This window comes from Propionivibrio sp., assembly GCF_047602565.1.
GTDB lineage: Bacteria > Pseudomonadota > Gammaproteobacteria > Burkholderiales > Rhodocyclaceae > Propionivibrio.
Map to the genome: position 1 here is coordinate 460,921 of NZ_JASGGX010000001.1, position 18,297 is coordinate 479,217.

General features: G+C 65.9%; 13 protein-coding genes and 1 pseudogene. 2 read left to right on the forward strand and 12 right to left on the reverse strand.

Annotated features, from left to right (window positions below):
- Positions 1–30: 30 nt before the first annotated feature.
- The 4 genes from QM701_RS02130 to rlmE all read right to left on the reverse strand — a co-directional run bounded on the left by QM701_RS02130 (position 31) and on the right by rlmE (position 5,153).
- Entirely contained in the window at positions 31–1,557 is a 1,527-nt protein-coding gene (locus tag QM701_RS02130; protein WP_415165453.1) for a CHAD domain-containing protein, read from the reverse strand.
- Positions 1,558–1,618: 61 nt separating this feature from the next.
- Positions 1,619–2,449, reverse strand: a complete 831-nt coding sequence (gene folP, locus QM701_RS02135; protein ID WP_415165454.1) for a dihydropteroate synthase — start codon at positions 2,447–2,449, stop codon at positions 1,619–1,621.
- Between the two features lie 62 nt (positions 2,450–2,511).
- Entirely contained in the window at positions 2,512–4,395 is a 1,884-nt protein-coding gene (gene ftsH / locus QM701_RS02140; protein WP_415165455.1) for an ATP-dependent zinc metalloprotease FtsH, read from the reverse strand.
- Between the two features lie 134 nt (positions 4,396–4,529).
- Positions 4,530–5,153, reverse strand: a complete 624-nt coding sequence (rlmE, locus tag QM701_RS02145) for a 23S rRNA (uridine(2552)-2'-O)-methyltransferase RlmE (RefSeq protein WP_415165456.1) — start codon at positions 5,151–5,153, stop codon at positions 4,530–4,532.
- Between the two features lie 41 nt (positions 5,154–5,194).
- Between rlmE and yhbY the strand changes: the two genes are divergently transcribed.
- Positions 5,195–5,548, forward strand: a complete 354-nt coding sequence (gene yhbY / locus QM701_RS02150; RefSeq protein ID WP_415165457.1) for a ribosome assembly RNA-binding protein YhbY — start codon at positions 5,195–5,197, stop codon at positions 5,546–5,548.
- 50 nt (positions 5,549–5,598) lie between these two features.
- Here yhbY and greA read toward each other — a convergent pair whose 3' ends face one another.
- From greA to QM701_RS02175, 5 genes and pseudogenes are all read right to left on the reverse strand, one after another.
- Positions 5,599–6,075 (reverse strand): transcription elongation factor GreA, encoded by a 477-nt coding sequence (greA, locus tag QM701_RS02155; protein WP_415165458.1) that lies wholly within the window; start codon positions 6,073–6,075, stop codon positions 5,599–5,601.
- 71 nt (positions 6,076–6,146) lie between these two features.
- Positions 6,147–9,354 (reverse strand): annotated as a pseudogene (gene carB, locus QM701_RS02160) (carbamoyl-phosphate synthase large subunit).
- 3 nt (positions 9,355–9,357) lie between these two features.
- Positions 9,358–10,506 carry a glutamine-hydrolyzing carbamoyl-phosphate synthase small subunit gene (gene carA, locus QM701_RS02165; protein ID WP_415165459.1) on the reverse strand — a complete coding sequence of 383 codons (1,149 nt, stop codon included), beginning with the start codon at positions 10,504–10,506 and terminating at the stop codon, positions 9,358–9,360.
- Positions 10,507–10,672: 166 nt separating this feature from the next.
- Entirely contained in the window at positions 10,673–11,479 is an 807-nt protein-coding gene (dapB, locus tag QM701_RS02170) for a 4-hydroxy-tetrahydrodipicolinate reductase (protein ID WP_415165460.1), read from the reverse strand.
- 1 nt (position 11,480) lies between these two features.
- Positions 11,481–11,897, reverse strand: coding sequence for an outer membrane protein assembly factor BamE (locus QM701_RS02175; protein WP_415165461.1), 417 nt, complete (start codon positions 11,895–11,897; stop codon positions 11,481–11,483).
- 174 nt (positions 11,898–12,071) lie between these two features.
- Between QM701_RS02175 and fur the strand changes: the two genes are divergently transcribed.
- Positions 12,072–12,533, forward strand: coding sequence for a ferric iron uptake transcriptional regulator (gene fur / locus QM701_RS02180; protein WP_415165462.1), 462 nt, complete (start codon positions 12,072–12,074; stop codon positions 12,531–12,533).
- A gap of 45 nt (positions 12,534–12,578) precedes the next feature.
- On the opposite strand, the gene recN is transcribed toward fur, so the two are convergent.
- The 3 genes from recN to QM701_RS02195 all read right to left on the reverse strand — a co-directional run bounded on the left by recN (position 12,579) and on the right by QM701_RS02195 (position 18,286).
- Positions 12,579–14,234 (reverse strand): DNA repair protein RecN, encoded by a 1,656-nt coding sequence (gene recN / locus QM701_RS02185; RefSeq protein ID WP_415165463.1) that lies wholly within the window; start codon positions 14,232–14,234, stop codon positions 12,579–12,581.
- Between the two features lies 1 nt (position 14,235).
- A complete protein-coding gene (locus QM701_RS02190; RefSeq protein ID WP_415165464.1) occupies positions 14,236–15,171 on the reverse strand; it encodes an NAD kinase in 936 nt (311 codons plus the stop codon).
- A gap of 472 nt (positions 15,172–15,643) precedes the next feature.
- Positions 15,644–18,286, reverse strand: a complete 2,643-nt coding sequence (locus QM701_RS02195) for a chemotaxis protein CheW (RefSeq protein WP_415165465.1) — start codon at positions 18,284–18,286, stop codon at positions 15,644–15,646.
- Positions 18,287–18,297 lie beyond the last annotated feature (11 nt).

Sequence of the window (18,297 nt, forward strand, 5' to 3'; positions counted from 1 at the left end):
ACGTCCTTGCCACGATTTTCCTGGGCTGTTCTACCACGGCTTGCGCAAGGCGAGGAAGTCGGCCAGGGCCTCGATCAAAGCCTGGGTCAGCAGGTGTTTCCTGCCGGCGATCCAGCCCGTCATCAGCGACGTGGCATCGTCGTCCGGCCCCAATTCTTCGATCAGCCGCGCGGCGGTGACCTGATCGTTGAATTTCCCCAGCAGGTCCTGGATCGCGACCAGCCTCTTCAGGTAACGGCGCAGGCACTTGCGCGGCAGGAGCGGCGCGAAGAATTCGAGGGTGTAGCGCAGCCTCTTGAAGGCGATGCGCAGGCGATGCCAGCCGGCGTCATCGAGGCGCGCTGGCTTGCGTGCGATTTTCCGGATCGCCGCCAGGCATTTCTGCAGCCGCCGTCCCGCGAATTTGCGCAGCACGCCCTTGCCCCCTTTGCTCCCTTCTCCGGAGTCGATCGTCGGCGGTTCCTGGCGGAACAGGGCCGCGGAAAAAGCCAGCACGAGGCGGCTGTACTCCTCGCCCGACAAGGCCACCGCGGCCGACGCCTGCGCCGCGGACTGGACGGCCAGGCTGCGCTCGCGCAGGCGGTCCAGACCCGCGTCGCGGGGAAAAGCCTTTTCCAGGGGCGCCAGCGTCTCGGCCAGGAACACGTCCCAGTCGCGGGTGCCGCCGAGCTGGCGGCCGAGTTCGCTCCAGCGCGGCGCATAGGTTTCCGCGAACGCCGGGGCGAGCGCCGGCGCGAAGGCCCGGAAGCTGGAACGCAGGCGCCGGATGCCGACGCGCGCCTGGTGCACGTATTCCGGGTCTCGGCCGGAAACGACGCCCTGCTCGTTGCGCTGCAGCTGCAGCAGGCAGGCCAGCGCGATCGAACGGAATGCCTCGCCGGGCGACATCCGGCGCTCGACCGGCGACGGTACGGACTTGGCCGGCGGCGCGACCGCCGCCACGGCCAGCGCATAGCCGCGCTCCGCCTTGCTGGCGATCGCCGGATGCAGATGCACGTCGGCGGCGAGTTCGATGGCGAGCTCGAAAAGCGCGTCGGGAGACGGGCCCTCGATGAGCTCCAGTTCGAGTTCACAGATCGGTTCGCTGGCCTGCGTCACGCCGTCCGCCAGGCTGACGGCATCGATCCGCCCCCGGTCGAGCGCCACCTCGACGCGCGCACCGGAGCGTTCGACGGTCCAGGCCGTGCGCGTGAAGTCGGTCGAAAACACCGGGCGCAGCTCGGCCTGATGCGCCTTGAGGAACGCGCACAGCCCGTCGTCGGTGACGATGTCGAAATCGAACACGTCCGGCTGCGTCGGCGCTTCCCATTCGCTGCGGCGGGCCAGCGCGCCCGCCGCCGGATCGCCGCCCTTGACGGTCATCAGCCACTCGCTCCGGCCCTTGCGGCGCAGGCGCAGGGCGATGCCCTGCCGGCACAGGTCGAGTCCGGGCGTATCGTAATAGGTGTTGAACAGCCGGAAGCGCTGCGGTCTGACGGCAGCCAGCGCGGGTTGCGCCGCGAGGCGCCTGGCCTGCGCGGAGGACACGCTCAGTTTGAGTTCGATTTCACTGGGCATTCGAATTTTCTCCCTCGCCTCGTGCGAACTTCCCGAGCGTAGCAGAGTTGCGCGGCCTCTGTCATGCCGGGCGCGCCGCCGCGACGGCCTGCCACACGCTCAGGGCGTCGCGCGTCTCGGCGACGTCGTGCACGCGCAGGATGCGCGCACCCCGTGCGGCGGCGAGCAGCGCCGCCGCCACGCTGGCCCCCAGCCGCTCGCCCACCGGCCGGCCGGTGATGGCGCCGAGCATCGACTTGCGCGACATGCCGGCGAGCACCGGCAGGCCGGCACAGGTCGTCTCGTCCAGGCGCGCCAGCAGCGCGAGGTTGTGGTCGAGCGTCTTGCCGAAGCCGAATCCCGGATCGAGCACCAGCCGGTCGCGCGCGATGCCCGCCGCGCCGGCCGCCGCCACCCGCCCGGCCAGGAAATCGCGCACCTCGCCGACCACGTCGGCATACTCGGGATGCTGCTGCATGGTCAGCGGCTCGCCCTGCATGTGCATCAGGCAGACCGCGCAGTCGCTGGCCGCCACCGCCTCGAGCGCGCCGGGGCGGCGCAGGGCAAAGATGTCGTTGATCATCGCGGCGCCCTGCGCCAGCGCGGCGCGCATCACCTCGGGCTTGTAGGTGTCCACCGAGATCGGCACCGGACAATCCGCCAGCGCCTCCAGCACCGGCAGCAGGCGCGCGATCTCCTCGTCGCGCGTGGCCGGGATCGCGCCGGGACGCGACGACTCCGCGCCGAGGTCGATCAGGTCGGCGCCCGCCGCGATCTGCCGCCGCGCGTGCTCGATCGCCCGCTGCGTATCCGCCGCCAGCCCGTCGCCGGAAAAGGAATCCGGCGTCAGGTTGACGATGCCCATGATCAGAGGGCGTTCCAGCGACAGGAGAAATTTTCCGCAACGGAGCATGGCTCGGCCCGCAATGAAAAGGGGGAGTCGCCTCCCCCGTTGTGTTGTCTGTATCCGATCGCTCAGGCCGGCGCGGTGGCGCTCGGCGCGGCGTCCGGCGGCGTCGTGCCGGCGTTCCCGCTCGTTTTCGTCGGCTGGTCCTTGGGCGGACGCGGCGGCTTGCCGGCCATGATGTCGTCGATCTGCTCGGCGTCGATGGTTTCCCATTCGAGCAGCGCCTTGGTCATCGCCTCGACCTTGTCGCGGTTCTCGTCCAGCAGCCGCCGGGCCAGCGCGTACTGCTGATCGATAATGCGCCGGATTTCGGCGTCGACCTTCTGCATCGTCGCCTCGGACACGTTCTTGTGCGTGGTCACCGAACGACCGAGGAACACCTCGCCCTCGTTCTCGCCATAGACCATCGGCCCGAGCACGTCGGACATGCCGTAGCGCGTCACCATGTCGCGCGCCATCTGCGTCGCCCGCTCGAAATCGTTCGAGGCGCCGGTGGTCATCTGGTTCATGAACAGCTCTTCGGCGATCCGCCCGCCGAACAGCACGGCGATGCGGCTCAGCAGGTAGGTGCGGTCGTAGGCGTAGCGGTCTTCCTCCGGCAGCTGCATGGTCAGGCCCAGCGCGCGGCCGCGCGGGATGATGGTGACCTTGTGCACCGGGTCGGACTTCGGCACCAGCTTGGCGACCACCGCATGGCCGGATTCGTGGTAGGCGGTGTTGCGCTTCTCCTCCTCGTTCATCACCATGCTGCGCCGCTCGGCGCCCATCATGATCTTGTCCTTGGCCTTCTCGAAGTCCTCCATGTCGACCAGGCGCTTGTTGCCGCGCGCGGCGAACAGGGCCGCCTCGTTAACCAGGTTGGCGAGGTCGGCGCCCGAGAAGCCCGGCGTGCCGCGCGCGATGATGTCGGCCTTGACGTCCGGCGCCAGCGGCACCTTGCGCATGTGCACGTTGAGAATCTGCTCGCGGCCGCGGATGTCGGGCAGCGGCACCACCACCTGGCGGTCGAAGCGTCCCGGACGCATCAGCGCCGGGTCGAGCACGTCCGGCCGGTTGGTGGCGGCGATGACGATCACGCCCGAGCTCGCCTCGAAGCCGTCCATCTCGACCAGCATCTGGTTCAGCGTCTGCTCGCGCTCGTCGTTGCCGCCGCCGAGGCCCGCGCCCCGCTGCCGGCCGACGGCATCCAGCTCGTCGATGAAGATGATGCACGGCGAATGCTTCTTAGCGTTGTCGAACATGTCGCGCACGCGGGCCGCGCCCACGCCGACGAACATTTCGACGAAGTCCGAACCGGAGATCGAGAAGAACGGCACCTTCGCCTCGCCGGCGATGGCCTTGGCCAGCAGCGTCTTGCCGGTGCCCGGGTTGCCCACCAGCAGCACGCCCTTGGGAATGCGCCCGCCAAGCTTCTGGAACTTGGACGGATCGCGCAGGAAGTCGACCAGTTCGGCGACTTCCTCCTTGGCTTCGTCGCAGCCAGCGACGTCGGCGAAGGTGATGTTGTTGGTCGATTCGTCGAGCAGCCGCGCCTTGCTCTTGCCGAACGAGAAGGCGCCGCCCTTGCCGCCGCCCTGCATCTGCCGCATGAAGAACACCCACACGCCGATCAGCAGCAGCATCGGGAACCAGCTGATGAAGATGTTCATCAGGAAGGACTGCTCCTCTTCCGGCTTGGCCTCGACCTTGACGCCGTGCTTGAGCAGGTCGGATACCATCCACAGGTCGGGCGGCGCATACGTGGTGAGCTTGCGGCCGTCGCTGGTCGTAGCCTTGAGCACCCGCCCCTCGATGACCACCTTGGTGATCGAGCCGCGCCCGACTTCCTCCATGAACTGGGAGTACTCCATCGAGGCCTGGGTGACCTGTCGGGAATTGAACTGGTTGAAGACGGTCATCAGCACAAGACCGATCACCAGCCAGACCGCCAGATTCTTGAACATGTTATTCAATGCCGTACCTCATCCTCGTTGCTCCCCGGGGCGGCCGGAGAAGAATACATTCGAAAAACAACATTCTAACCCTTCTGCACTGATTCGTCAGATCAGCTTCCCCGGCCCGAGGCACGCATTTCAAGCCGCCGGCCTCAGTCCGGTTTCAGCGCTTTTCCCAGCAGATAAACTTCCGCGCTGCGATCGCGCGACGCATCCGGCTTGCGCGTCGCCACGCTCTTGAAAACCTGCCTCATCTCGCGCACGAAGTCCTCGTAGCCATAGCCCTGAAAAACTTTGACCAGGAAAGCACCGTCCGGTTTCAGCCACTGCCGGCAGAAGTCCAGTCCGAGTTCCGCCAGGTGCATGATCCGCGCCTGATCGGAAACCGGCACACCGGATATGTTGGGGGCCATGTCGGAAAGCACAAGGTCCACGCGCTCGCCGGCGAGCAGCGCTTCGAGCTGGCGCAGGACGCTCTCCTCCCGGAAATCGCCCTGGATGAAGTGGACGCCGTGCAATCCGTCCATTTCCAGCAGATCGAGCGCCACCACGCGGCCGCTCCCCTTCATCCGCTGCGCCGCCACCTGCGACCAGCCGCCGGGCGCCGCGCCGAGGTCGACGACCGTGCCGCCGGGACGGATCAGGTGGTCGCGATCGTCGATCTCCATCAGCTTGTACGCGGCGCGCGACCGGTAGCCCGCCGCCTTGGCCCGCTGCACGTAGGGATCGGTCACGTGCTCGTGCATCCACGCCTTGCTCGTCCTGGTTCGTTTCATCGCGCAAACCTGTAAAATGGGCGTTTCGAAAGGTCCCGCCAATGCTTGAAATCACTGCCGCCCAGCGGCGTTCGCTGCGTGCCCGGGCGCATGCCCTGAAACCCGTCGTCTCGATCAGCCAGAACGGACTCACCGAGTCGGTCCTCAAGGAAATCGGCGTCTGCCTCGACAGCCATGAGCTGATCAAGATCCGGGTTTACAACGACGACCGCGAGGAACGCGAACACCTCATCGCGGCCATCTGCGAACAGCTCGGCGCCGCGCCGGTGCAGCACATCGGCAAACTGCTGGTGGTCTGGCGCCCCGCCCCGGAGGACAAGGCGGCTCCAGGTTCCCGTCCCACCCCACACCGCAGGGCCGAGCCCCGGCGCAGCAAGCGCAGTTTTCAGCAGTAGCCGCCCCGAGCCGGAAGAGCGCCGCGCCGTTCCGGCATTTCCCTTTCCCGCTACTCGTAACGCACGTCCAGCACTTCGTATTCCCGGATGCCGCCCGGCGCCTGCACCTGCGCCACGTCGCCGGCGTACTTGCCGATCAGCGCCCGGGCGATCGGCGAATTGACCGAGATCTTGCCCGACTTGATGTCGGCCTCGTCCTCGCCGACGATCTGGTAGGTCACCTGGTCGCCCGAATCCTGATCCTCCAGCTCGACCGTGGCCCCGAACACGCAGCGCCCGTCGGCGTCGAGCAGCGTGGGGTCGATGATCTGCGCGTTGGACAGCTTCAGTTCGACCTCCTTGATCCGTCCTTCGATGAAAGCCTGGCGCTCCTTGGCCGCATCGTATTCGGCGTTCTCGGAAAGGTCGCCGTAGGAACGCGCCTCGGCGATCGCGGCGATCACGTTCGGACGCTCCACCGATTTCAGGTGGTGCAGTTCGGCGCGGAGCTTCTCGGCTCCGGCAATGGTCAGCGGTGTCTTGTTCATCGTTGTCTGCCAGAAAACAAAACCGCCGGGCCACGCTAGCGTGCCGCTCCGGCGGTGAATGAAAGCGAATATTAACCGAGTTGTGCGTGCAGTGTCTGCAACGGGTAGACCACCAGGTCGCCCCGGTTCTTGATGCCCACCGCCGCCGCCTCGGCACCCCACACGGTCGTGTAGATGGTCACCCGCGCGGCCAGCGCCGACGTGCGGATCGACCGCGAGTCGTTGATGGCTTTGCGTTTTTCATCGACCGTGTTGACGATCAGCGCGATCTCGCCGTTCTTGATCATGTCAACGATGTGCGGCCGGCCCTCGGTCACCTTGTTGACCACGGCCACCGGAATCCCCGCCGCGGCGACGGTCGCCGCCGTGCCGCGCGTGGCGAGCAGGACGAAGCCGGCGTCGTGCAGGTCGCGGGCGATCGCCGCCACCTTGTCCTTGTCGGAATCCTTGACGCTGAGGAACACTTTCCCCTGGCTCGGCAGCCTGACGTTGGTGGCCGCCTGGCTCTTCACGAAGGCTTCCTCGAAGGTGGTGCCGACGCCCATCACTTCGCCGGTCGACTTCATTTCCGGCCCGAGGATGGTATCGACGCCGGGGAACTTGTTGAACGGGAAGACGGCTTCCTTGACCGAGAAATACGGCGGGATGACTTCCTGCGTCACGCCCTGCCCGGCCAGCGAACGCCCGGCCATGCAGCGCGCGGCGACCTTGGCCAGCGGCAGCCCGGTGGCCTTGGAGACGAACGGCACGGTGCGCGACGCGCGCGGATTGACTTCCAGCACGTAGACCACGTCGTGCTGGATGGCGAACTGCACGTTCATCAGGCCGCAGACGTTGAGTCCCTTGGCCATCAGCTTGGTCTGCCGGCGCAGTTCGTCCTGGATCTCCGGCGAGAGCGAGTACGGCGGCAGCGAGCAGGCCGAGTCGCCGGAGTGCACGCCGGCCTGTTCGATGTGCTCCATGACGCCGCCGATGATCACTTCCTCGCCGTCGGACAGCGCGTCAACGTCAACCTCGCAGGCATCGTTGAGGAAGCGGTCGAGCAGCACCGGCGAATCGTTGGACACCTTCACCGCCTCACGCATGTAGCGTTCGAGGTCGCGCGGCTCGTGCACGATCTCCATGGCCCGCCCGCCGAGCACGTAGGACGGACGCACGACCAGCGGGTAGCCGATCTCCTCGGCCAGGCGCAGCGCGTCCTCCTCGGTGCGCGCCGTGCGGTTGGGCGGCTGCTTGAGGCCGAGGTCGTTGAGCAGCTGCTGGAAGCGTTCGCGGTCCTCGGCGGCGTCGATCATGTCCGGCGAGGTGCCGATGATCGGCACGCCGTTGGCTTCCAGGTCGCGCGCCAGCTTCAACGGCGTCTGGCCGCCGAACTGGACGATCACGCCCTCGGGCTTCTCGACGGCGACGATCTCCAGCACGTCCTCCAGCGTCAGCGGCTCGAAATACAGGCGGTCGGAGGTGTCGTAGTCGGTCAACACGGTCTCCGGGTTGCAGTTCGACCATGATCGTCTCATAGCCGTCCTCGCGCATGGCCAGCGCGGCGTGCACGCAGCAGTAGTCGAACTCGATGCCCTGGCCGATGCGGTTCGGCCCGCCGCCGAGCACCATGATCTTCTTGCGGTCGCTCGGATTGGCCTCGCATTCCTCCTCGTAGGTCGAGTACATGTAGGCCGTGCTGGTGGCGAACTCGGCGGCGCAGGTGTCGACGCGCTTGTACACCGGGCGGATGCCGAGCAGGTGGCGACGCGCACGCACCTGGGATTCGGTGGTGCGCAGCAGCTTGGCCAGGCGCCGGTCGGAGAAGCCCTTGCGCTTCAGCTCGCGCAGGGTCGGGGCGTTGAGGTCGTTCAGCTTCATGTCGTCGAGCTGCATCTCGATGCGCACGATGTCCTCGATCTGCGCCAGGAACCACGGATCGATGTGCGTCAGCTGATGCACCTCATCGAGCGTGAAGCCGTTCTCGAAGGCGTCGCCGACGTACCAGATGCGCTCCGGGCCGGGCTCGCCGAGCTCCTTTTCCAGCTCCTCGCGGTCGGTGGTGCGCTGGTTCATCCCGTCAACGCCGACTTCCAGGCCGCGCAACGCCTTCTGGAACGATTCCTGGAAGGTGCGGCCGATGGCCATCACCTCGCCGACCGACTTCATCTGCGTGGTCAGGCGCGAATTGGCCGTCGGGAACTTCTCGAAGGCGAAGCGCGGCACCTTGGTCACCACGTAGTCGATCGACGGCTCGAACGACGCCGGCGTCCGGCCGCCGGTGATCTCGTTGGCCAGTTCGTCGAGCGTGTAGCCGACCGCCAGCTTGGCCGCCACCTTGGCGATCGGGAAGCCGGTGGCCTTCGAGGCCAGCGCGGACGAGCGCGACACGCGCGGGTTCATCTCGATGACGATCATCCGCCCGTCGTCGGGGTTGATGGCGAACTGCACGTTGGAACCGCCGGTGTCGACGCCGATCTCGCGCAGCACGGCGATCGAGGCGTCGCGCATGATCTGGTATTCCTTGTCGGTCAGCGTCTGCGCCGGCGCCACGGTGATCGAATCGCCGGTGTGCACGCCCATCGGGTCGAGGTTCTCGATCGAGCAGACGATGATGCAGTTGTCCTTGCGGTCGCGGACCACCTCCATCTCGAACTCTTTCCAGCCGATCAGCGATTCCTCGATCAACAGCTCGTGCGTCGGCGAGGCTTCCAGCCCGCGCTTGCAGATCTCGACGAATTCCTCCTGGTTGTAGGCGATGCCGCCGCCCGAGCCGCCCATGGTGAAGGACGGCCGGATGATCGCCGGGAAGCCGAGCGCGGCCTGCACCTGCTGCGCCTCCTCCAGGCTGTTGGCGATCATCGAGCGCGCCGAGCCGAGGCCGATGCGGGTCATCGCCGCCTTGAACTTCTCGCGGTCCTCGGCCTTGTCGATGGCCTCCTGGCTGGCGCCGATCATTTCCACGCCGAACTTCTCCAGCACGCCGTGGTGCGCCAGGTCGAGCGCGCAGTTCAGCGCCGTCTGCCCGCCCATGGTCGGCAGCAGCGCGTCGGGCCGCTCCTTCTCGATGATTTTTTCGAGCACCTTCCAGTTGATCGGCTCGATGTAGGTCACGTCGGCCATTTCCGGGTCGGTCATGATCGTCGCCGGATTGGAGTTCACCAGGATGACCCGGAAGCCTTCCTCGCGCAGCGCCTTGCACGCCTGCGCGCCCGAGTAGTCGAACTCGCAGGCCTGGCCGATGATGATCGGCCCCGCGCCAATGATCAGGATGCTGTGGATGTCTGTACGCTTCGGCATGAGTTACTTTCCCTCGGCCTTTCTGGCTTGCATCATCGAAATGAAACGGTCGAACAGGTAGGCCACGTCGTGCGGCCCCGGACTCGCCTCCGGGTGGCCCTGGAAGGAGAGCGCCGGCCGGTCGGTCCAGGCCATGCCCTGCAGCGAACCGTCGAACAGGGAGACGTGGGTGACCCGCACGTTGGCCGGCAGGGTCGCCGGATCGACGGCGAAACCGTGGTTCTGGCTGGTGATCAGCACCTGCCCGGAATCGAGGTCCTTGACCGGGTGGTTGGCGCCGTGGTGGCCGAACTTCATCTTCAGCGTGCGGGCGCCGGCGGCCAGGCCCATCAGCTGCTGCCCGAGACAGATACCGAACGTCGGCAGCTTGCACTCGAGGAATTCACGGATCGCGGCGATGGCGTAGTCGCAGGGCTCGGGATCGCCCGGTCCGTTGGACAGGAAGATGCCGTCGGGCGCGTACTTGAGCGCCTCGGCGGCCGGGGTCTGCGCCGGCACCACCGTCACCTTGCAGCCGCGCGAGGCGAGCATGCGCAGGATGTTGCGCTTGACGCCGTAATCGTAGGCCACGACGTGGTATTTCGCTTCAGCCGCCGGCCGGTAGCCCGTCAGCGTCCACTCGCCCTCGCTCCACTCGCAGGGCGACTCGACGCTGACCACCTTGGCCAGATCCATGCCGGCCAGCCCCGGGAACGCCCGCGCCTCGCGCAGCGCCTTGCCTTCGTCAATCTCGCCCGCCATCAGGCAGCCGGACTGGGCGCCCTTCTCGCGCAGGATGCGCGTCAGCTTGCGCGTGTCGATGCCGGCGATGGCCACCACTCCGTACTTCTTCAGGTAGTCCGGCAGCGACATTTCCAGGCGCCAGCTCTCGGCACGCAGCGGCAGATCCCGGATCACCAGCCCGGCGGCGAAATTGGCGCGCGACTCGAAATCCTCCGCGTTGCAGCCGACGTTGCCGATGTGCGGATAGGTCAGCGTGACGATCTGCCCGCAGTACGACGGATCGGTCAGGATTTCCTGGTAGCCGGTGATCGCCGTATTGAACACCACCTCGCCGCTGGCGATGCCGGAGGCGCCGATGGCGTAGCCGCGGAAAACGGTTCCGTCGGCCAATACGAGAACCGCGGGCGGAAAAGAGGGTAGCAATGACACAGAAGGCTCCTGTTCCGTAGCGTAGATATGCAAAAGCGGGAGAGCACTCGACTCTCCCGCTTAATGTCTTGAAAACGTTCGGATTATACCCCGAGGGCGCCGCTCTCGGCAACGCGCGGCGCTCTGCCGGCGGAAAACCGGCGCGCCGCCGGCCGGCGATCCGGCCTCAGCGCAGGCCGAGCACGTCCTGCATGTCGAACAGGCCGTTCTCCTTGCCCGCCAGGAAACGCGCGGCGCGCAGGCTGCCCAGCGCGTACGGCATGCGGCTGCCCGCCTTGTGGCTGATCTCGACGCGCTCGCCGATGCCGCAGTACATCACCGTGTGGTCGCCGACGATGTCGCCGCCGCGGATGGTGGCGAAGCCGATGGTCGACGGATCGCGCTCGCCGGTCACGCCCTCGCGCCCGTAGACGGCGCATTGCCTGAGGTCGCGCCCCAGCGCCGCGGCCACCACCTCGCCCATGCGCAGCGCCGTGCCCGAAGGCGCGTCGACCTTGAGCCGGTGGTGCGCCTCGACGATTTCGACGTCGTACCCCTGCGCCAGGATGCGCGAGGCCACGTCCAGCAGCTTGAACGCCACGTTGCAGCCGACGCTCATGTTCGGCGCGAAAACCACCGGGATTTCCTTCGCCGCGTCGGCCACCGTCTGCCGGCCCTCGTCGTCCAGCCCGGTCGTGCCGATCACCATCGCCACCCGGTGCCGCCGGCAGATCGCCAGATGTTCAAGCGTGCCCTCCGGCCGCGTGAAGTCGATCAGGCAGTCGGCACTGGCGATACCGGCCTCGGCGTCCGAACTCACCCGCACCTCGCACGGCATGCCGACCAGTTCGCCGACGGGTTTGCCGATCATCGGATTGCCCGGCAGGTCGATGGCCGCCGCCAGCTCGGCCACGTCGTCCTTGAGCACCGCCTCGATGACCATCCGCCCCATCCGTCCGGTCGCCCCGACCACCGCGATCTTCAATGCACTCATCTCAGAACCCCATGCTTTCCATCATTTTTCCGAAAAATCCCTTCTCCTCGATCGGCGGCGCCACCGTGCCCTCCGGCACCGAGCCCAGGTCGATCTCGCGCATCCTGTTCTCCGGCGCCGCGGACGCGCCGCCCGCGGACTGCAGGGCGGCCACGTCGCCGCCGACGCGGACCAGCCGGTCGTTGTCGTCGAAGAAGGTCGAGAACTTGCGCATCTCGACTTCTCCCGTGCTGCCCTTCTGCAGGCGGTAAACATAGTCCCAGCGATTGGCGTGGAACATGTCCATCAGCACCGGTGTCCCAAGGATGAAGCGGACCTGGTCCTTGGTCAGCCCCGGCTTGAGCTGCGCAACCATGTCCTGGGTCAGGACGTTGCCCTGCTGGATGTCGATCTTGTACTCGCTGATCGGGCGCGGCACCCATGAACACGCTCCGACCAGGGAGACGAAAACGGCGGCGGCCGCGATCCGCCCGCAGCGTGCTCCCCCCGTTAATAAAATTTTGTGGAATGGCATTAAACTACGGTCCCGAGTCAGAGTCATAGCAAGCGGTATATCATAACCGAAAGAACGCATCGTTACTTCTCCACAGCCATGAACAAATCCAGCGAACTCAAGAGCATCGGGCTCAAGGCCACCTTCCCGCGCATGAAAATCCTCGAGCTGTTCGACAGAGCGGAAGGCAAACACCTCACGGCCGACGACGTCTATCGCCTGCTGCTCAGCGACAACATGGACATTGGTCTGGCCACGGTCTATCGCGCGCTGACCCAGTTCGAGCAGGCCGGTTTGCTCGAACGGCACCATTTCGAATCGGGCAAGGCGGTGTTCGAACGCAAGGCGATGCAGCACCACGACCATCTCGTGTGCACCCACTGCGGCCACGTCGAGGAATTCCACGACGAGGAAATCGAGCGCCGCCAGAAGCGCATCGCCAAGGAGCGCGGCTTCGCCATCCAGGCGCACGCCATGTATCTCTACGTCGAATGCACCCGGCCGGACTGTCCGAACAAGGACAAGCACGGAACGGCGGCGACGGAGCACGCCGGCGGGTAAACGGCAGGCGGCGCGACGGCGCCGGCCCGCAGGCCTCAATCAAGGTCAGCCGAGACCCAGCATCTCCCGCGCGTGCTGCCGCGTGATCGCGGTGATTTCCACGCCGCCCAGCATGCGCGCCACTTCCTCGACGCGGCCGGATTCGTCCAGCGCGACGACCTGGCTGCGCACCTGGCCGTCGCGGCTGTTCTTGGCGACCTGCCACTGCCAGTTGGCCCGCGCCGCGACCTGCGGCAGGTGGGTCACGCACAGCACCTGCCGTTCGCCGCCGAGTTCGCGCAGCAGGCGGCCCACGACCTCGGCGACGCCGCCGCCGATGCCCACGTCGACCTCGTCGAACACCAGCGTCGGCACGCTGGCCGCCTGGCTCGTCACCACCTGGATGGCCAGGCTGATGCGCGACAGTTCGCCGCCCGAGGCCACCTTGGCCAGGGGCCGCGATTCGTTCCCGGCCAGCCCGGCGATGCGGAATTCGACCTGCTCCAGCCCGAACGCGCCGCCCTCCGCGACCGGCACCAGGGCGATCTCGAAGCGGCCGCCGCCGAGCGCCAACTGCTGCATCACGCGGCTGACCTCGGCGCCGAGCTGCTTCGCCGCCTTGGCGCGCGCCGTGGAGAGCTTCCGCGCCAGCACCTCATATTCCTGGCGCGCCGCCTGCATGCGCGCCTCCAGCGTCGCCGTGTCGGCCGCTTCGCCCAGCGCCGCCAGGCGCTCCCGCCAGCGCGCCAGCAATTCCGGCAGTTCCTCCGGACTCGCGCGGTACTTGCGCGCGCAGGCCAGGACCGCCTCGATGCGCCGTTCGATCTCGCCCAGGCGCTCCGGATCGAGCTCCAGGCGGTCGGCGTAGCGGTGCAGCGCGGAGATCGCCTCGGCCAGTTCGGCCTGCGCCGACTGCAGCAGGGCGGCGATCTCGCCGAGCGCTGGATCGAAGCCGGCCAGGTCGTCGAGCCGCGCCAGGGCCGCGTCGAGCTGCGCCTCGCACGATGCGTCGTCCTCGGCCAGCGCGGCCAGGGAGAAGCGCGCGCCTTCGACCAGGCTCGCCGCGTGCGCCAGCCGCTTGTGCTCGACGTTGAGGCCGTTCCATTCCTCGGCGGAAAAGCCCAGCGTTTCGAGTTCGCGCACCTGCCAGGCGAGCTGCTCGCGCTCCTGTGCCAGCGCCTCGGCGCCTGCGGCGGCGGATTCCAGCAGATTCTTCGCCTCACGCCAGCGGCGCCAGGCGTCCGCCACCTGCGCCGCCGGGCCGGACAGGCGCGCGTGCGCGTCGAGCAGCAGGCGCTGGGCCTCGGGGCGCAACAGCGACTGGTGCGCGTGCTGGCCGTGGATGTCGACCAGCAGTTCGGAAACCTCGCGCACCTGATGGACGGTCGCCGGCGACCCGTTGAGGTAGGCGCGGGAACGCCCGGTGGCGTCGAGCACGCGGCGCAGCAGCAGGCCGTCGCCGCCGTCGAGGTCGTTGTCGCGCAGCCAGGCGGACACGGCGGGCGCGTCGCCGAGCGCGAACTCGGCCGCGACCTCGGCGCGCTCGCAGCCGGCGCGGATGGTGCCGGCGTCGGCCCGTTCGCCGAGCACGAAGGCCAGCGCGTCGACCAGGATCGACTTGCCCGCGCCGGTTTCGCCGGTCAGCGTGCCGAAGCCCGCCGCGAATTCGAGCTCCAGCCGGTCGACCAGGACGAAATCGCGGATGGTCAGGCGCTGCAGCATGTCAGCGCGTCGTCGGCTGCCGGCTCCAGTGCAGCTTTTCGCGCAGCATGGCGAAATAGCTGTAGCCGGGCGGATGCAGGAAACACACGGAATCCTCCGAGCGCCGGATGCGCATGGCGTCGCCCGGCTTCATGTCGAAGGTGACCTGGCCGTCGAAGTGCACCCGTGAATCGTCGGCGCGCACGATGCGGATCTCGATCGCGTTGCGGTCGCCGACCAGCACCGGCCGGTTGGTCAGCGAGTGCGGGCACAGCGGCACCAGCGCGATGCCGGTGACCTGCGGGTGCAGGATGGGGCCGTTGGCGGCGAGCGAGTACGCCGTGGAGCCGGTCGGCGTCGACACGATCACCCCGTCCGAGCGCAGGTTGTAGAGGAATTCGCCGTCGACGTACAGATCGAAGTCGATCAGACGGCCGATGGCGCCCTTGTCGACCACCACCTCGTTGAGCGCCAGGTTGGAGGCGACCACCCGGCCGTCGCGCACGATCTCGCCGGACAGCAGCATGCGGCTCTCGGCGGTGAATTTGCCGGCCAGCAGGTCGTCCACGCAGGTCAGCATGTCGGCCCGGGCGATGTCGGTCATGAAGCCGAGGCGGCCCTGGTTGACGCCGACCAGCGGCACGCGGTGGCGCGCCAGGTGGCGGGCGGCGTTGAGCATCGTGCCGTCGCCGCCCAGGACGATCGCGGCGTCGGCCCGCGCGCCGATCTCGGCATAGCCGCAGCGCGTCCAGATGTGCGGCTCGACGCCCGTCTCGGACAGGCTGGCGGTGGCTTCCTCGACCAGCACCCCGACGCCCCGGTCGTGGAGGTTCTTCGCCAGCAAGGACAGCGATTCGGCGATTTCGCGGCTTTGATACTTGCCGATCAGCGCGATTGTCTGCGGCGGGAACTGGCAATCCCGGCAGCTTGATGGGTTCGAGGGGTGGGGGGCGGTCATGGGACGGAATTAAACCACAAATCCCAAACCCCAATCGCCTCCGTGCCGCTTGCGGCCCGGGAGGCTTGGGCGATCGCCAAACCGATCTTCACCCTGGTCCTGGAACGACTCGGGCTGACGTCCAAGCTCCGGTAGCCGGATGCATCGCGCGCGATTCAGAAGATCGAACCCCAGGCCCTGGGCGTGAATCCCGACGACGTCCTCGGCGCCATCACCGACGAGGGAACCGGCAACGAATCCGTGGCCAGCCGGAGCTAAGCCATGGTCACCCCCCGGCAAACTGAAAAGCCGCCCAAGCGCACCCTCGGTTCGATTTCCCATCGCTTGCAGATCCGACGGAATCCTCATCAACACCCCGAGCGAATTCATTGCCGGTCGCGTCCGCAACCCTATCATGACCGATTCGATCAAGCGGAGGCCTTCTTCGCGTCGAACTACCCCGTCAAAAGCAAGGTCACGGCGCAGATTTTCGCTACACACATCCCAGAATGGCACCCTGGCCGGCTATTTGTGCATGCGGTTCGGCAAGGGAACACCGTTCGAGGATCTTCTCTGCGGAGAGAACCATCAGGATCCGTCGCTCATGATCTTCTTCACACGGTTTGACCAGGCTTTCAATCATTGACTGGCTGTCCGAGAGCATGCTCGGGACAGGCTCGATGCGATGCGTTTCGATTTCCGTCACTTCGGCCAGACGATCGACAATCAACCCGAACAGCACCTTGTGGCGGACGGATTTCAAGACAAGAATCTGCTGCTTGTCGCTAAAACCATCACTCCATCGCCGTCTTTCATGCGGCGGGCGAATGGCCTGTATGGCCGCGGCAATGTTGACGACGGATATTGCATTGTCCTCATACATGAGACAGCCGACGATCCAGTTCGAGGAGCCTGGAATCGGCGTCAGTCTTTCCGCGTCTACGGCGGCGACGACCGATGTCGGCTGAATGCCGTACCAGTTGTGACCGATGTAAAAACTGGCGATGTCGCGGGTGTCTTGGCTGCCTGCTTGCCTCAGGAGGCGCCCCTCTCCGGCCTCCCCGTGGCGAAGCATTCTCTGTGGACGCGGATCGGCCAGTCTGTCCGAGAGCGGCATGAAGATGAGCGCGACAATTTCCTTCTGGTACGAATCGCTTGCCGACTTGTACTCGCGATACCCCGCGCTTTTGCAGGAGCCGACAGCGTAATAGATGTCATCGTAAGCGATGATGTTGGCGGTGGTCTCGCCGCGCTGCAGGGTAAAGAACTCATCACTGACATCGATAGATCCGTTGGCCGGCAGCGCCGGATTGGTGCTCGCGATAATACGACCGTCGCTGTCCGCAAATACGGCAAATGCGTTCGGAACGGGGGTACCATCTTCTTGTCTGGGTAGTGCGTCTTTGAGCATGGCCTGGAACTGAGACGTCGAGTCGAAGACGATGGCGATGCCGCCGACGGGGTTGTCGTTTTCGACAGACCGGACGGCTGCCGCGAAGACATAGGTCGCCTGATCGGCATAAAGGCTACTGGGTGAAAAATCCGAAACGCAATAGCTCTGCGTGTCGCGAAGGCCGAGGCACGGTCTCACCCAGGCCTCCCCGAGGACGCTCCCCAGACGATCGTTGTATGCCGCATTCGATACGGCAACGACCCGGCCGCTGTTGTCGAAAAGAATCAAGTTGCTGTAGACCGTATAGAGGTCGTTGATATGACGCAATACGGTAGTCAGCTTCTGTCGAAGCGCGGGCGTCTGTGTCTGCGAACCGTCGAGTCCTTCGCGAAAAACGCGGGATAGTGCCCACCACCGGCAATCGTTGGCACGTTCATAGAGATTGCGGTCCATGATGTCGATGGCCAGGGCGGCTTGCGCGCCACAATCGAAAAGTACCGACGAGACGACTGTCTTGTAAAGGTTGTTCGTCGATTCGCTGAAGACGTTGCGGGTACGAACGCCGGTGCTGCCGATTTCGCGCAGCAGTACCTTTGCAAATTGCGAGTTGTGCGCGTTACTTTCCCTTGCCAGCCAAATGTTGCCGTTCCAGACGGCGCGATTAAGTTCCTGCTGGATCGTGGTTGCCCGGACGGGGATGTCCCGGAGGGCTGTGCCGAGCAGTGTTGCCACATCGAGCACCCCGGCGAGGATAGTGTCCGGGACGCCAGACAGCTCGGACGCCTCGGCCATCTCGAAGGCATGATTGAGCGGCGCCATGACGTGTCCGAGCCAACCGGGGCCGCAATAGCCTTGATAGGGGTCGGCCTGGCGCGTCGTAGCAAGATACTCCCGCCCGGCGAAACGCACGATTCGGCATTCGTTGTCCGGGACCGGCTCCACACGCGCACCGAGCGGAAACTGGTACGGATCGCTGCTGGCAATGACGTGGCCGCTCGGATCCAGCAGGGTAATCACCGTCCAGTCATCTTCCGAAACGAGGCTGTCGAAAATTCGTTGACACTCGTCCATGAAGCGGAAACATAGGCAGAGCACTCCGACGGGACGGCTTCCGTCGTCCGCCATCACCCGATAGGCATAAATCAGCGGGCTCGGCTCGTCAGGAAGCAGATCCGTCGGCCGGAAAATTTCGACGTAACCTTGAGACGTCGTCAGCGCTTCATTCAGAAGGCGATCGCTTGTCTGTTTGACGGTATTGGATGGATCCAATTGAGCAAGCACGTCGCCGGAAGGCGATAGCAACATGATGTTGTGGTAAACCGAGTACTTGGCGACGTATTCGGAGAAGTGCGAGTGCAGGCGTGCAAGTCGTTCCTCATCCCGCGCCGCCATGGGGTCGGCTACAACGGACTCGGCGAAAGTGCGGATCTCGTTATCCGTGGCGAGAAACCCGATGTCAGCCGTACGTTCGAAGAGATTGCGGACCAGGATGTCAATCGCAACCCGCGCGCATGAACTGAGGTTCAGCTTTGCCTTCTTGTAATGCTCGCGCGCCAACTGGTCGAGCAATACCGAGGCCAGTTCCTGAAAATCCTGACGCATGCTGGTGATGTCGGTGCCGGCGCCGAGGAGTTGACCGAGCAAGGTCAAGTTGTCGTAAACCGCTTGTATTTCGCCGAGACGCTTTTGGTCGGGAAATAACGATCCCATGAAACGGGTCAGATATTCGGGATCGGCCTTCATGCACGATTTGT

Excerpts from the sequence above, each read along its gene's own strand:
- QM701_RS02130 (WP_415165453.1), bottom strand. The coding sequence starts at position 1,557 with ATGCCCAGTGAAATCGAACTCAAACTGAGCGTGTCCTCCGCGCAGGCC.
- folP (WP_415165454.1), bottom strand. The coding sequence starts at position 2,449 with ATGCTCCGTTGCGGAAAATTTCTCCTGTCGCTGGAACGCCCTCTGATC.
- rlmE (WP_415165456.1), bottom strand. The coding sequence starts at position 5,153 with ATGAAACGAACCAGGACGAGCAAGGCGTGGATGCACGAGCACGTGACC.
- yhbY (WP_415165457.1), top strand. The coding sequence starts at position 5,195 with ATGCTTGAAATCACTGCCGCCCAGCGGCGTTCGCTGCGTGCCCGGGCG.
- greA (WP_415165458.1), bottom strand. The coding sequence starts at position 6,075 with ATGAACAAGACACCGCTGACCATTGCCGGAGCCGAGAAGCTCCGCGCC.
- dapB (WP_415165460.1), bottom strand. The coding sequence starts at position 11,479 with ATGAGTGCATTGAAGATCGCGGTGGTCGGGGCGACCGGACGGATGGGG.
- fur (WP_415165462.1), top strand. The coding sequence starts at position 12,072 with ATGAACAAATCCAGCGAACTCAAGAGCATCGGGCTCAAGGCCACCTTC.
- recN (WP_415165463.1), bottom strand. The coding sequence starts at position 14,234 with ATGCTGCAGCGCCTGACCATCCGCGATTTCGTCCTGGTCGACCGGCTG.
- QM701_RS02190 (WP_415165464.1), bottom strand. The coding sequence starts at position 15,171 with ATGACCGCCCCCCACCCCTCGAACCCATCAAGCTGCCGGGATTGCCAG.
- QM701_RS02195 (WP_415165465.1), bottom strand. The coding sequence starts at position 18,286 with ATGAAGGCCGATCCCGAATATCTGACCCGTTTCATGGGATCGTTATTT.